Source organism: Luteibacter aegosomatis (assembly GCF_023078455.1).
GTDB classification, from domain to species: domain Bacteria; phylum Pseudomonadota; class Gammaproteobacteria; order Xanthomonadales; family Rhodanobacteraceae; genus Luteibacter; species Luteibacter aegosomatis.
Window position 1 is genome coordinate 1,109,067 of sequence record NZ_CP095740.1, and the last position, 14,037, is coordinate 1,123,103.

The window sequence follows — 14,037 nt, forward strand, 5'->3', positions numbered from 1 at the left end:
GCTTACAACGGTTTGGCGATCAGGCCGATCAGGTCCTTGCCTTCACCGCGCACGAGGTGCGGATACCTCAGGCCGCCGTGGTAGTCCACCGCGATGTGACGATAGTCGTCCACGTCCTTCACGAGGAAATCGATGGGCGCCGTGCCGTTCTTCGCATCGGTGATCGCGTCTTTCAGGCCCTTGGTGCTGAAGTCCTTCCCGTTGACGGCGACGATGGTCACGCCGGGTACGAGGCCGGCCTTGGCGGCCACGCCGTCCCACTGCGCGTCCTGGATATCACCCTTGTCGGTGACCACGACGCCGAGCGAATAGGCCAGGCTCACCGCCTTGCGGGTCTTCTCGCCGGTCTTCATGAACGGGGTGGGCTTGTCGTCGTAGACGAGCTTCCAGCCGCCGCCCTCGATGCCCTTCTCGGGCAGGCCGTCGCCGGTGGCGTCCAGTCGCTGGCGCAGGAAGCTCTTCCAGTCGTACGGCTGGATGCCGTTGAGCGTGTTCACCACGTCGTCGAAGGTGTAGGTCTTCGGCGTGTAGCTGCCGCTGTCCATGCCGTAGAAGGCGCGGGCGAATTCGTCCAGCGTGTGCTTGCCGCCGGAAAGGTCGCGGATCTTCGTGTCGACGTCGAGCCAAAGCATCTGGCCTTCGGGGTAGTAATCGGAACTGCGACGGTAGTTGACCCAGCCGCGGGTACCCCGTGAGGAGAGCGGGATGCCGTCGGCCGTGTCCTGCAGCGAACGCCATGAGCGGCCCGTGCGCGCGGTCATGTCGGCGGCGATGCTCGCCAGCGAGTCGCGCCACTGGTCGGTCGTCCAGATGCCCGAACGCGCGGTGAGCACGCCGGCCCAGTAGTCGGTGAGGCCTTCGTACACCCACAGCAGGTCGTCCTGCATCGGCTCGGTGAAGGTCGGCGTCCACAGGTCGGCGGGGCGGCGGAACTTGCCGTTCCAGGAGTGCACGTATTCGTGCGGCAGCAGCGTGCCGGCGGCCACGTTCACGTCGGCGTCGGTGAGGAAGTTGGCGAAGAGGCGATCGTCGCTGGACTGGTGATGCTCCAGGCCGAAATGCCCCGTGTGGTCGGAGACCACCAGCAGGAAATCGTAATGGCCGTAGTGGTGCGCGTTGAACAGCTTGTTGGCCTGGACCACGAGCGAACGCTGCTTGGCGATCTGCGCGTCGGTGGCCTTGATGCTGTCGGCGTTCTCACCCGCGATGTCCAGGTGCACGGGCACCGATTGGCCCGGCGCGAGGTCGATGCGGTTGAAGTACTTGCTCGTAAGCACGGGCGAATCGACGAGGTTCTCGAAGCTCACCGGCTTGAAGCGCACGGTGTCGCCGTCCTGGCCGGCCGTTTCCAGGGCGCTGGCGAATTTCCAGCCGCCCGGAAGTTTCACGCTCGGGTCGACGGTGATCCTGCTTACGTAGTAGCCGGCGGGATAGAAGGCCACTTCGTTGAACGAAAGGGGGATGTAGTTCGGCGTGGCCGGGGCGAGGTATTCGAAGGCGAGGTCGAGCTTGCTGACGCCTTCGGGCACGTCGACGTGGAAGGCATACATCTCCTTGAGGTCGCGACGCCAGGGAATCCGTTTGCCGTTGCCGGTGACGATGAAGCCCGCCACGTTGGACAACGGACCGTCGGGGCCGTGATAGCCCGGAAGCCATTTCGGGTAATAGAGCACCATGTGCCCCGCATGGACGGGAATGCTCTCGCGCACGTGGAAGATGTGGCGCTGCTGGTCGGAGAGATCCACCTGCAGGGAGAGGTTGCCCTGGTAGGGCTGGTCGACGGCGACCGGGAGTTCCTGCGCCCAGGCGCCTGAGCAGGTGGCGACGGCGATGGCCGAGGCGAGGGTGGCACGGCGGAGCAAGGGACGCATGGCTCGTATTCCGGCGGGTAGGATAACCACCGATGGTAGGAGCCTCACCGGGGCGAACCTGTGCCAGAGGTCATGGCCGTTTGAAACGGGGGACTACGCCGCCGTGGGTCGGCTGGATAGCATGGGGCGATGAAAGCAAAAACGCTCCGCCGCATCCTCAACCTGTGGCCACCGTTCCTGTTCGCCGGCATCCGCGTGGAAACACTCGACGATTACCGCTACGCCCGGGTAAAGCTCAAGCTCGCCTGGTACAACCGCAATTACGTGCGGGTGCACTTCGGCGGCAGCCTGTTCTCCATGACCGATCCGTTCTGGATGATCATGGTGCTGAAGTGCCTGGGCGACGAGTACGTCGTCTGGGACCAGGCGGGGGAGATCCGCTTCGTGTCACCGGGGCGGGAAGACGTCTTCGCCGAGTTCCATGTCGACGACGCCGTGCTCGACGAGATCCGCGCGGCGACGGGGGGCGGCGAGAAATGCCTGCGGTGGTTCGAGACGGAAGTGCGTACGGCCTCGGGCGAGGTGGTGGCCGTGGTTCGCAAGCAGCTTTACGTGAGGCGAAAGCGTCGCTGACCGTCGCTCCTGCGCAACGCAGGAGCGACGGTGGGGGTCAGAACAGTAACGAGGCCATCTTGCGGCGATACGTACCCACCAGCTCCGCGTCGTCGAGCGTGGCGAATGCCGCCAGAAGGCGTTTCTTCGCCTGACCGTCGTTCCAGTCGCGCTGGCGCTTGAGCACGTCGAGGAACTGGTCGAGGCCGGCGGCCTCGTCGCCTTCGATGAGCAGTCGCACGCCGAGGAGGTCGCGCGCTTCCCAGTCGGCGTCGTTCGCCTGCACGCGCTGGCGCAGTTCCTCGATACCTGGCGCGCCGGCCAATGCCCGGGCCAGTTCGAGCTGGCTGCGCAGGCGCACGGCGCGGGCGTCGGTCGCGAGATTGGCGGGCAGGGCGTCGAGTTCGGCCTGCGCCGGCTCGACGCGGCCGGCGCGCATCAGCGCCAGGGCGAGGTCGAGCTTGAGTTCGGCGCGGTCCGGTTCGGCGGCGATGGCCTGCTGGATGCGGTTGATGGCGTCCTCGGGGGATTCCACGGCGGCGGGGGCCTCCGCGGCGGGCTCGCCGGCTTCGCGCGGCTCGATGCCGTTGCGCGCGAGGAATTCCCGCACCTGGCCCTCCGGCAACGCGCCGGTGAAACCGTCGGCGATGCCGCCGCCGCTGACCAGCATCACCGTCGGAATGCTGCGCACCTGGAACGCCGCGGCGATCTGCTGCTCGGCGTCGACGTCGACTTTCGCCAGGCGGAACGCGCCGTTGTATTCGACGGCCAGCTTCTCGAGGATCGGGCCAAGGGACTTACAGGGTCCGCACCATTCCGCCCACAGGTCGACCAGGATGGGGGTCTGCATGGAGGCCTGGACGACATCGTTCTCGAAACCGGCCGTGGTCGCGTCGAAAATGTGTTCGCTGGTGCTCTGGGCGCTGCTCACGGAATGCTCCTGGGGGGTGGGACCGATCGTCCGAAGATCGGGGGAACCCGGCAGCATATCAAGGTCCGGGGGCGGCCCGTCATGCGCCGTTTACCCTGATTTGCGATCATGTGCCACCGGGCCGGTGTGGCCCAGCGTGCCGGAACGCATGGACAAGGCTCCCTCCCTGATCGTCTGCGAACACTGCGATACCGTGTACCGGCGGCAGCCCCTCGCCCGTGGCGAGGTCGCCCGGTGCGCCGTCTGCGATGCCGTGCTGGAGCGCCACCAGTGGCTCGGCGTGGACGCGCAGTTCGCCCTGGTACTCACCGGGCTCATCGTCTTCGTGATCGCCAACGTCTCGCCCATCGTCAGCCTGAGCCTTTCCGGCATGACGGCCGACACGACGCTCTGGGGAGCCGTCATCGCCATGTGGAACGACGGCGCGCAGATCGTGGCCGTGCTCACGGCGCTCACCCTGTTCTTCTTCCCCCTGGCGCAGATCCTCATGCATGGCTGGGTGCTGTGGTTCGCCCGCTCCGGGCTGCGGGCGCCGGGATTCCGCCAGGCCATGTCCGCGCTGGTACGGGTCAAGCCCTGGAGCATGATCGAGGTCTTCATGCTCGGCGTGCTGGTATCGGTGGTGAAGGCGCATACGTATTTCGACGTGGTGCCCGGGCCCGGCATCTGGGCGTTCGGCGTGCTCACCGTGCTGGTCACGGTGTTCGCCAGCCACGATCCGCGCAACCTATGGGACGTGACCCGGGAGATCCGTACGTGAGCGAACTGCCAAGGGCGCGTGAACTGGGCATGATGGGTTGCCACGTGTGCCGCCTGGTCACGGCCTACACCGACGATCCCAAGGCGCGCTGCCCGCGTTGCCACAGCCCCTTGCACGTGCGCAAGCATGCGAGCCTGGCGCGGTCGTGGGCGCTGCTGATCACGGCGGCCATTTTCTACATCCCGGCCAACGCGTTTCCGATCATGCGAACGCAGAGCCTGTTCGACAAGGACGACAACACGATCCTGAGCGGCATCGTGGAGCTGTGGCGGGCCGGATCCCCCGACCTGGCCGTCATCGTCTTCACGGCGAGCATCGTGGTGCCCGTGCTCAAATTCCTCATCCTGGGCTACCTGCTGGTGTCGGTGCAGCGGGCGAGCGAATGGGGCGCGCGTCGGCGCGCGAAGCTCTATCGGTTCGTGGAGCTGGTGGGCTACTGGTCGATGCTCGACGTCTTCGTCGTCGCGATCCTCTCCGCGCTGGTCCATTTCAAGGTGCTGTCCCGCGTCGAGCCGCTGCCCGGCGTGGTGTATTTCGGCATGGTCGTCGTATTCACGATGCTGGCGGCCATGAGTTTCGACCCCAGGCTGATCTGGGACAAAAGGAAATCTCGATGAGCGACACCAAACAGGGGAACCCGCAGGACGACGGCGAGCTGCCGCGGCCCGAAGTGCGCCGCTCGAAGCTCGGCCTGTCGCTGATCTGGCTGGTGCCGATCGTGGCGGCGCTGGTGGGCGTCTCGCTGCTGGTCAGCCACATCCGCTCGGCCGGGCCGCACATCGGCGTCACCTTCCTCACCGCCGAAGGCATCGAGGTGGGCAAGACGCAGGTGAAATACAAGAACGTGGTGATCGGCAAGGTCACCAACATGCGCCTGTCCAGGGATCGCAGCCACGTCTCGGTGGCGATCGACCTCAACAAGGACGCCAGCGCCTTCGCCACCAAGGGCACACGCTACTGGGTCGTCCGTCCGCGCGTCGGGGCCGGTGGCGTGTCGGGCATCGATACCTTGCTGTCGGGTGCCTTCATCGGTGCCGACGCCGGCGATTCGGACGAGGAACAGACCGATTTCACGGGCCTGGAAACGCCGCCCGCCGTCACCCACGGCGCACCCGGCCGGCGCTTCACGCTGCATGCCGACGACCTCGGCTCGCTCGACATCGGTTCGCCCGTCTATTACCGCCGCATCCAGGTGGGCCGCATCGTGTCGTACGAACTGGACAAGGACGGCAAGGGCGTTTCCCTGCAGCTGTTCGTCGACGGCCCCAACGACCGATTCGTGTCGAAGGACACGCGCTTCTGGAACGCCAGCGGCGTGGACGTGTCGCTGGGCGCCGACGGCCTGAAGATGAACACCCAGTCGCTGGCGACGGTGATCGCCGGCGGCGTCGCCTTCCAGGATCCCCGCGGGCCGCACGACGAGAGTCCGGCGCCGGAAATGACCGCCTTCACCCTGTTCAACGACCAGGCCACGGCGCTCGCGCCGCCCGACGGCGCGCCGCACTACATCCGCATGCGCTTCGAGCATTCGCTGCGCGGCCTCAACGTCGACGCGCCGGTGGAGCTGCTCGGGATGAAGGTGGGGCATGTGGTGTCGGTCACCCTCGACTACGATCCGCAGACCAAGAAGTTCCCGGTGATCGTCGGCGCCGTGATCTATCCGCAACGCCTGGGCAAGGCGCACGAGAAGCTCTTGAAGGCGGCGGGTGGCGACGAGGACAGCGCGTTCCCGAAGATCACCCAGGGCCTCGTGGCGCACGGCCTGCGTGCGCAGGCGCGCAGCGGCAACCTGCTCACGGGACAGCTCTACATCGCGCTCGACTTCGATCCGAAGGCGCCGAAGGTGGCCTTCGATCCCAACGCCAAGCCGGTGGAGATACCGACCGTGGCGGGCGATTTCGACCACCTGCAGGAGCAGATATCCAGCATCGTCGACAAGGTGGAGAAGATTCCCTTCGACTCCATCGGCAAGAACCTCGACGGCAGCCTGAAGGAACTCAACGGCACGCTGAAGCAGGTCAACACCGATCTGCTGCCCGAGGCGAAGAAGACCCTCCAGGGCGTGAACGCCACCATGGGCACGGCCAACGACGCCCTGTCGGAGAACTCGCCGCTGCGGCAGAACATCACCAACACCCTCGAGGAACTGCAACGCACGGTGCGTTCGGTGCGGGCGTTCACCGACTATCTCGGCCGCCACCCCGAGGCGCTGCTGCGTGGCCGCGGCGCCGACGCGCCCGCGCCGGTTCCCTCGACCTCCAAGCAGGGCAAGGAAGTACAGCCATGAACACCATCCTCCGCCTCACCGGGTCCGCCGCCCTGCTGGCGCTCGCCGGCTGTTCGTCGGCGCCGACCCACTTCCATACGCTGGTGCCCCCGGCGACATCCCCGGCCATCGCCTCGGCGGCTTTCGTGATCGACGTGCAGCCGGTCAACGTGCCGCCGCAGGTCGATCAGCCTGCCTTGGTGCTGCGCCACGGAGCCAGTGGGGTGTCGGTCATGGACGGCGAGCGCTGGGCCTCGTCGCTCGGCGACGAGATCCGCGGCGCGCTGGCGGCCGATCTTTCCGCTCGCCTGGGCACGCACGACGTGCATGGACTGCCCCTGGGCAAGGACACCCAGGTCGTGCGCGTGCAGGTGGACGTGCGGCGCTTCGATTCGGAGTTGGGCGGCAACGCCACGCTGGAAGCGGCCTGGTCGGTGCGTGGGGCGAAAGCCTCGGCCGACTGCGCCTCCCACGTGACCCAACCGGCCGGGGGGAATTACGACAGCCTGGTGGCGGCGCACCAGCAGGCCGTGGGCCAACTGGCCGACGGGATCGCCGGGGCGGTGCGTTCGGTCGCGGCCGGGCAGTCCCCGGCCTGTCGGTAAGCCGATCGCGGACCCTGTCCGCGATTCACTCTTGCGGAAACGCCCGGTCGAGCCACCCCGGCACCGGGATCCCCTTGCCGCGAAGAAATGCAGGATTGAACATCTTCGCCTGATACCGCATGCCGCCGTCGCAGAGCACGGTGACGACGGTATGCCCCGGCCCCAGTTCCCGGGCCAGCCGGATCGCCCCGGCCAGGTTCACCCCGCTGGAACCGCCCACGCAGTAGCCCTCGCGATGGAGCAGGTCGTGCAGCAACGGCACCGACTCGTCGTCGGGGATCGACCAGGCCCGGTCCACGGGCGCGCCGTCGAAATTCGCCGTGATCCGGCTGCTGCCGATGCCCTCGCTGATCGAGGTGCCCTCCGCCACCAACTCGCCGGTGTTGACGAAGGCGGCCAACGCCGATCCGGCCGGGTCGGCCAGGGCGATGCGGATGTCCGGTCGGCGGGCCTTCAGGGCCCGGCCGACGCCGGCCAGCGTGCCGCCGGTGCCCGCCGCGCAGACGAAGCCGTCCACCCGGCCGCCGGTCTGCTCCCAGATCTCCGGGCCCGTGTGGGCCTCGTGCCAGTCGCGGTTGGCGGTGTTGTCGAACTGGTTGGCGAACCATGCGCCGCGTTCCTCGGCCAGTGCCCGGGCTACGTGCACGTAGTGCTTCGGATCCTTGAACGGCGCGGCGGGCACCAGCCGGACCTCGGCGCCCGTGACCCTCAGGGCATCGATCTTTTCGCGGCTCTGGGTCTCCGGCATCACGATGACGGTGCGATAGCCGCGGCTGGCCCCCAGGAGCGCCAGGCCGATGCCGGTGTTGCCCGCCGTGCCCTCGACGATGGTTCCGCCGGGCCGGATCAGGCCGCGGCGCTCCGCATCGTCGAGCAGTCCCAGCGCCGTGCGGTCCTTCACCGAGCCGCCGGGGTTCAGGAACTCGGCCTTGGCGAGGATCTCGCAGCCGGTGGCCTCGGAGGCGTGGCGCAGGCGCAGGAGGGGCGTGTTGCCGATGCCGGCGGCGAAGGTGGGGTGGGTGGTCATGGGAGGATGGTAAACCCTCGCCGTCATTCCCGCGCACGCGGGAATCCGGCACCCCGGACGCCGGTATCGCGTGGGAGCGTCGTCGCGAAAACTCCGCTCGACGCGCTGGATTCCCGAGGGCGCGGGAATGACGGATGGGCGTCTGGACGTCTAAACGTCTGTTGACACGCCCCATATCCAGGCGTATCGTCGGTTCCACTCATCGAGACCGGCTGAGGGACAGGCCCTTTGAAGCCGGGGCAACCTGCGGATTTCCGCGACGGTGCCAACTCCTGCGGGGCGTGCCAGCACGCCAGCCGATAGATGGGATGTCCGTTACGGGCACGCATTCGCGTACTCGCATCGTCGGCAATCCGTGTGACGGTTCCCCGCAGGGCTCGACCCTCCATCGCAGGAATCGCCCGATATGCCAGCCGAGCCCGTCACCGTGATCTCCTTCCCCGAAGCGACCGCCGTCGCGGCACCGCGTTGCGCATCCGACCTCACCGAGCAGCGCGGCACGCGCCGCGTCTCCTTCACGCCGAAGTACGGCAGCGATGCCGTCGACGTCGACGTGCGTTACCTCTGGTGCGGCGCGCCGAATGCACCGACCGTGATCGTGCAGGGCGGCATCTCCGCCGACCGCGACGTGTGTGCCGGACGCGAACGCAACGCGGGCTGGTGGCACGAACTGGTGTGCGAGGGCGCGGCGATCGACCTTGCACAGTATCGCGTGCTCTGCATCGACTGGCTGTTGCCGACCGATCTCGGCGACGTGCCGTCCGTGTCGAGCGAAGACCAGGCTGCCGCGATCGCCGCGCTGGTGGACGAGCTGGGCATCGGTCGTGCGCATGCCTTCGTGGGTTCGTCGTACGGTGCGATGACCGGCCTCGCCTTCGCCGCCAACCATGGCGACAAGCTGAAGTCGCTGGTGCTGCTGGCCGGCGCGCATCGTCCGCATCCGCTGTCCACCGCGCAGCGTTCCGTGCAGCGCGGCATCGTGCGGCTGGGCCTCGAATCGGGGCGTACCGACGAGGCGCTCGCGCTGGCGCGGCAGCTCGCCATGACCACTTACCGCGGCAGCGAGGAATTTTCCCGACGCTTCGCCGCGGGTCCCGAACTGCGCGAAGGCCGCTTCCACTTTCCCGTGGAGGATTACCTGGAACATGCAGGCCGCCGCTTCGTCGAACGCTTCGATGCGCAGCGCTTCCTCGCGCTCTCCGAATCGATCGACCTGCACGACGTATCGCCCGAAAGCATCGGCGTGCCGGCGACGCTGGTGGGTTTTCCCTCCGACCGTCTCGTGCCGTTGGCCGACCTGTGCGAACTGCAACGCCGTCTCGGCAACACCGCCACCCTCGAAGTCGTGGAGTCACCGTACGGACACGACGCCTTCCTGAAAGAAACCGCGCAGATCGCCCCCGTGCTCCGCCGCGCCCTCAACGACTGTCGATAAGAACACGCCATGACCGACTCCCGCCTTTGCACCCGCGCCGTTCGCGCCGGCATCGAATCCGACACGCAGCACGGCGCCGTGGTGCCGCCGCTGCACCTGTCGACGAACTACGCCTTCGAGGGCTTCGGCCGCAAGCGCGCCTACGACTACTCGCGCAGCGGCAATCCCACCCGCGACCTGCTCGCCGAAGCGCTCACCGAACTGGAAGAAGGCGCCGGTGCCGTCGTCACCAACACGGGCATGTCGGCGGTGGCCCTCGCGCTTGAACTGGTGCCGGCGGGCGGCCTCGTACTCGCCGCCCACGACTGCTACGGCGGCACGTGGCGACTGCTCGACGCCTGGGCACGCAAGGGACGTTTCCAGGTGCGTTTCGTCGACTTCACCGATCCGGCCGCTCTCGCCGAAGGGCTGGCCGCGAAGCCCGCGCTGGTGTGGATCGAAACCCCGTCGAATCCGCTGCTGCGCATCACCGACGTGCGCCACGTGGCGCAGGCCGCCCACGCCGTCGGGGCGCTCGCGGTGGTGGACAACACCTTCCTCTCGCCGGCCTTGCAGCAGCCGCTGACGCTCGGTGCCGACGTCGTCGTGCACTCGACCACCAAGTACATCAACGGCCATAGCGACGTGGTGGGTGGCGCCGTCATCGCGGCCGACCCTGCCGTGGCCGAACAGCTGAAGTGGTGGGGCAACTGCAACGGCCAGACCGGTTCGCCGTTCGACAGCTTCCTCACGTTGCGTGGCGTGCGCACGCTCGCTGTGCGCCTGCGCGCGCACGAGGAAAACGCGCGCCGTATCGCCGATCGCCTCGCGAACCACGACGCGGTGGAACGCATCTACTACCCGGGCCTGGCGTCGCACGCGGGCCATCAACTCGCGCAGCGTCAGCAGAAGGGTTTCGGCGCGATGCTGAGTTTCGAGATCGCCGGCGGTGAAGATGCCATCGAAGCCTTCGTCGACGGATTGCGGTATTTCTCGCTCGCCGAATCCCTGGGTGGCGTCGAGAGCCTCGTCGCGCACCCGGCGACGATGACGCATGCCGCGATGGCACCGGAGGCGCGTCGCGTCGCCGGTATCGCCGACAACCTGCTGCGCCTGTCGGTCGGCATCGAGGACGGCGACGACCTGATCGAAGATCTCGACGCCGCCCTGGCCCGGGCCGCCGCCGTGGCCGCGCTCACCTCCAAACGCAAGGTCGGCGCATGAACGCGCTGGCCGTCGACACCGTGCCACCGCCGCATACCGCCGCGGTGCTCCTGGGTACCGGCGTGGTCGGTCGTGCCTTGCTCACCCTGCTGTCCAGCGGTGCCGCGCGCGACATCCGCCTGGTCGGCGCCGCCAATTCGAAACGCCAGCACGCCGAGGCCGAAGGCCTCGTGCCGGGCGAGGTCGCGAACCGCCTTGCGGCCAACCGCGAAGGGCGCGACAACGCGCCTCTGCTGGCCGCGCTCGACGGCAGCGGCGCGTCGCGCAAGGTGGTGATCGACGCCACCGCATGCGCGAAGGAGGCAGGGCGTCATGCGGAATGGCTCGCCGCGGGCTATCACGTGGTCACCGCGAACAAGGCGCTGGCGGGCGGCCACCTCTCCGGCTGGCGCGCGTTGCAGGCGGCCTCGTCGAACGGGGCCGTCTACGGCGATGCCGCCACGGTGGGCGCGGGCCTGCCCGTGCTTTCCACGCTGCGCCGGTTGCGCCGCTGCGGCGATAGCCTGCTGACTCTCGAAGGCGTGTTCTCCGGTTCGCTGTCGTGGCTGTTCAACCAGTACGACGGATCGAAGCCGTTCTCCGAGCTTCTGCTCGACGCGCGCCGCCTGGGGTATACCGAGCCCGATCCGCGCTCGGATCTCTCCGGCGAGGACGTGGCGCGCAAGCTGCTCATCATCGCGCGCAACGCGGGTTTCGCCCTGGGCAGCGACGAGGTGGAGATCGAGAGCCTCGTGCCCGAGGCCTTGCGCGAGGTGGATGCGAAGACCTTCCTGGACCGAGTGAAGGAGCTGGACGCGCCGTTGCGCGCGCGTCACGACGCGGCACGCGTGAAGGGCAAGGTGCTGCGTTACCTCGCGCGGCTCAACCAGCGCGGCCGCGCGCGGGTGGGCCTGGTGGAAGTGGACGCCTCGCATCCGGCGTCGCGGCTGTCGGGAACCGACAACCAGTTCGCCTTGACCACCACGCGGTATCACTCGACGCCGTTGGTGATCCAGGGGCCGGGGGCGGGGCCGGAGATCACGGCGCAGGCGTTGTTGGGCGACGTGCTGGCCCTGTAGCGGGTCGATATTCCCATCGCGGACAGGGTCCGCCCCACCCTCCGGTAGTGAGGTCGCCTACCGGAGGGTGGGAGCGGACCCTGTCCGCGATGGAGGCGCCGTAGCGCTCAACGGTGGCCGGTAACCCGTTCCGCTTCAGCCGCACTCGGCGGCAGATCCAGTTCATCCTCGTGATGGAAGCGCGCCGCCTCCACCATCGGCGTGCGCCAACCCGTGCGGATGCCCCACACGTAGAAGATCGCGCCGAGCACCGCCACGAGGGCGAGGTCGTAGCCGTACGGGATGTAGTCGTGGCCGCCGAAGGTCTTGCTGCCGGCCCACGACACCAGGGCGATCACGGGCAGGTAGACGATGAGCCACCACGCACCGCGCAGGTGGCGGCCGAAGTCGTCCCAGCCGCTCTTGGCCGTGTAATAGAAGTAGATCGGCAGCGCCACGACCATCAGCAGGATGATCTCGCCGGTGAGCGGCCACTTGGCCCAGTACAGCAGCTCGGTGGCGAAGATGAAGGCCAGCGCGGCGAGCACCGGCAGGCCGGGGATGCGCAGCGGACGCTTCAGTTCGGGGGCGGTGCGGCGCAGCGTCATCACGCTCACCGGGCCGGTGAGGTAGGAGATGATCGTCGACACCGAGATCACCGCCGCGAGCGTGCCCCAGCCGCGGAAGAAGAACAGGAAGATGAAGCTCACCACGAGGTTGAGCCACATCGCGGGGCGCGGGATGCCGAAGCGCGGATGGATGTGGCCGAAGATCTTCGGCAACTGGCCGTTGCGCTCCATCGCGTAGATCATGCGCGCGGTGGTGGCCGTGTACGTGGCGCCGGTACCGCTGGGGCTGACGAAGGCGTCGGCGTAGAGCAGGATCGCCATCCAGTTGATCATCAGCGCGGTGGCGAGCTGGGCGAAGGGCGAGGCGTACTGCAGGCCCGCCCAGCCGTTGCCGAGCTGTTCGGGCGGCACGGCGCCGATGAAGGCGACCTGCAGCAGCACGTAGACGACGGTGGCCAGCAGGATCGATCCGATGACCGCGAAAGGCACGCTGCGGCCCGGGTTGCGGGCTTCGCCAGCGAGGTTCACGGGGCTCTGGAAGCCGTTGAAACTGAAGACGATGCCCGAGATCGCCACGGCGGTGAGGATCGAGGAGATGTCGATCGCGTGCGTGCCGCCGTGGGCGCCGATATCGAAATTGCCTGGGTTATAGCTGGTGTAGATCAGCGCGATGCCGGTGGCCGCCGGCACGACGAGCTTGAAGACGGTGATCGCCGTGTTGCTCTTGGCGAACAGCTTCACGCTCCAGAAGTTGAGGAAGAAGTAGACCATCACCAGCACCACGGCGATGGCCAGGCCCGCGTGGGTGAGTTCGCCGTGGTCGGCGCCGGGCGGCACCATGTAGAGGCCCTTGGTCCACTGGGCCCACTCCCAGGGCCAGGAGGCCATGTACTGCACCGAGGCCTCGGCTTCCACGGGAATCACCGAGACGATGGCGATCCAGTTGGCCCAGCCGGCGATGAAGCCGACCAGCGAACCGTGGGAGTAGTGGCCGTAGCGCACCATGCCGCCGGATTCGGGAAACATCGCGCCCAGTTCGGCGTAGGTCAGGGCGATGAACAGGATGATGACGGCGCCGATGATCCAGGCGTAGACCGCGCCCGGGCCGGCGAGCTGGGCGGCGTGCCAGGCGCCGAACAGCCAGCCTGAGCCGATGATCGAGCCCAGGCCGGTCAGCATCAGGGCGAAGGCGCCGACGTCGCGGCGGATATGGTGATGGGACATGGACACTCCGTTCGGAAGGACCCGGGGACATCCGGACCTGTGCGGCACAAGGGCCGGATGATGACAGCCCGGGGCCCCGCTGTCAGCCTGCGCGGCCCCTGCGCAAACCGGCCGCCGGTCGATATACACTGAACGGCGCGGTAAGGATCAAGGGGTTCGGATGCGTTCGAAGTGGGTCGTCGGCGGCGTGTTGTTCATTGCGATTTCGGTATGCGGCACCGCCGCAGCCGAGGAGCAATGGAGCGACAAGGGCCGTTCGATCGATTCGGAGTCGTACGACCGCACCGCCAAGGGTTTCTACTTCACGCTGCATCCGGGCGAAGACCCCGTGGAATCCGTGCGGCGCTGCGCCATCACGATGCGTGAACTGGGGCATCTTTCGTCGGTGTCGTGCTTCGCCTATACGAGCAAGCAGCGCTTCGACGCCCGGCAGGGCAAGCTCCGGGTGTGCTATTCCGCCGTGGCGAACTGGTGGGGGCAGGATGAGCCGGTGAGGGTGGAGACGGTGGACCGGTTACCCCGGATCTGCCCGGCTCGATAGTCCGAGCATCGCGGAC

Annotated in this window: 13 protein-coding genes and 1 riboswitch; of the genes, 9 read left to right on the forward strand and 4 right to left on the reverse strand. The window is 67.8% G+C overall.

Annotated features, from left to right (window positions below; all coding sequences use genetic code 11):
• Positions 1 to 2 precede the first annotated feature (2 nt).
• Positions 3 to 1,871, reverse strand: coding sequence for a M61 family metallopeptidase (locus L2Y94_RS04960; RefSeq protein ID WP_247373475.1), 1,869 nt, complete (start codon positions 1,869 to 1,871; stop codon positions 3 to 5).
• A gap of 129 nt (positions 1,872 to 2,000) precedes the next feature.
• On the opposite strand from L2Y94_RS04960, the gene L2Y94_RS04965 reads away from it, so the two are divergent.
• The gene (locus tag L2Y94_RS04965) at positions 2,001 to 2,444 is read left to right on the forward strand and encodes a DUF4442 domain-containing protein (protein WP_247373476.1); all 444 of its coding nucleotides are present in this window, start codon (positions 2,001 to 2,003) and stop codon (positions 2,442 to 2,444) included.
• Positions 2,445 to 2,481: 37 nt separating this feature from the next.
• On the opposite strand, the gene L2Y94_RS04970 is transcribed toward L2Y94_RS04965, so the two are convergent.
• The gene (locus tag L2Y94_RS04970) at positions 2,482 to 3,354 is read right to left on the reverse strand and encodes a tetratricopeptide repeat protein (RefSeq protein WP_247373477.1); all 873 of its coding nucleotides are present in this window, start codon (positions 3,352 to 3,354) and stop codon (positions 2,482 to 2,484) included.
• A 148-nt stretch (positions 3,355 to 3,502) separates the two neighbouring features.
• Here L2Y94_RS04970 and L2Y94_RS04975 point away from each other — a divergent pair, with 148 nt between their 5' ends.
• The 4 genes from L2Y94_RS04975 to L2Y94_RS04990 are packed head-to-tail and all read left to right on the forward strand — an operon-like array spanning position 3,503 to position 6,985.
• Positions 3,503 to 4,114, forward strand: coding sequence for a paraquat-inducible protein A (locus L2Y94_RS04975; RefSeq protein ID WP_247373478.1), 612 nt, complete (start codon positions 3,503 to 3,505; stop codon positions 4,112 to 4,114).
• Positions 4,111 to 4,731 carry a paraquat-inducible protein A gene (locus L2Y94_RS04980; protein WP_247373480.1) on the forward strand — a complete coding sequence of 207 codons (621 nt, stop codon included), beginning with the start codon at positions 4,111 to 4,113 and terminating at the stop codon, positions 4,729 to 4,731. The genes L2Y94_RS04975 and L2Y94_RS04980 overlap by 4 nt, the downstream gene beginning before the upstream one ends.
• The gene (locus tag L2Y94_RS04985; protein ID WP_247373481.1) at positions 4,728 to 6,401 is read left to right on the forward strand and encodes a PqiB family protein; all 1,674 of its coding nucleotides are present in this window, start codon (positions 4,728 to 4,730) and stop codon (positions 6,399 to 6,401) included. Before L2Y94_RS04980 ends, L2Y94_RS04985 begins: the two co-directional genes overlap by 4 nt.
• Entirely contained in the window at positions 6,398 to 6,985 is a 588-nt protein-coding gene (locus tag L2Y94_RS04990) for a PqiC family protein (protein ID WP_247373483.1), read from the forward strand. The genes L2Y94_RS04985 and L2Y94_RS04990 overlap by 4 nt, the downstream gene beginning before the upstream one ends.
• Before the next feature lie 25 nt (positions 6,986 to 7,010).
• Here L2Y94_RS04990 and L2Y94_RS04995 read toward each other — a convergent pair whose 3' ends face one another.
• The gene (locus L2Y94_RS04995; RefSeq protein WP_247373485.1) at positions 7,011 to 8,012 is read right to left on the reverse strand and encodes a cysteine synthase A; all 1,002 of its coding nucleotides are present in this window, start codon (positions 8,010 to 8,012) and stop codon (positions 7,011 to 7,013) included.
• A 196-nt stretch (positions 8,013 to 8,208) separates the two neighbouring features.
• Positions 8,209 to 8,322: riboswitch (SAM riboswitch) on the forward strand.
• Positions 8,323 to 8,418: 96 nt separating this feature from the next.
• On the opposite strand from L2Y94_RS04995, the gene metX reads away from it, so the two are divergent.
• Genes metX through L2Y94_RS05010 form a run of 3 tightly spaced genes read left to right on the forward strand, consistent with a single transcriptional unit; the run spans position 8,419 to position 11,708 of the window.
• Positions 8,419 to 9,447, forward strand: coding sequence for a homoserine O-succinyltransferase MetX (metX, locus tag L2Y94_RS05000; protein WP_247373487.1), 1,029 nt, complete (start codon positions 8,419 to 8,421; stop codon positions 9,445 to 9,447).
• Positions 9,448 to 9,456: 9 nt separating this feature from the next.
• On the forward strand, positions 9,457 to 10,650 hold the full coding sequence (gene metB, locus L2Y94_RS05005; protein WP_247373488.1) for a cystathionine gamma-synthase: 1,194 nt from the start codon (positions 9,457 to 9,459) through the stop codon (positions 10,648 to 10,650).
• The gene (locus tag L2Y94_RS05010; RefSeq protein ID WP_247373490.1) at positions 10,647 to 11,708 is read left to right on the forward strand and encodes a homoserine dehydrogenase family protein; all 1,062 of its coding nucleotides are present in this window, start codon (positions 10,647 to 10,649) and stop codon (positions 11,706 to 11,708) included. The genes metB and L2Y94_RS05010 overlap by 4 nt, the downstream gene beginning before the upstream one ends.
• A gap of 107 nt (positions 11,709 to 11,815) precedes the next feature.
• Here the strand turns inward: L2Y94_RS05010 and L2Y94_RS05015 are convergent, their stop codons facing one another.
• Positions 11,816 to 13,480, reverse strand: coding sequence for an APC family permease (locus L2Y94_RS05015; RefSeq protein ID WP_247373492.1), 1,665 nt, complete (start codon positions 13,478 to 13,480; stop codon positions 11,816 to 11,818).
• A 160-nt stretch (positions 13,481 to 13,640) separates the two neighbouring features.
• On the opposite strand from L2Y94_RS05015, the gene L2Y94_RS05020 reads away from it, so the two are divergent.
• A complete protein-coding gene (locus L2Y94_RS05020; protein WP_247373494.1) occupies positions 13,641 to 14,021 on the forward strand; it encodes a hypothetical protein in 381 nt (126 codons plus the stop codon).
• Positions 14,022 to 14,037: the final 16 nt, after the last annotated feature.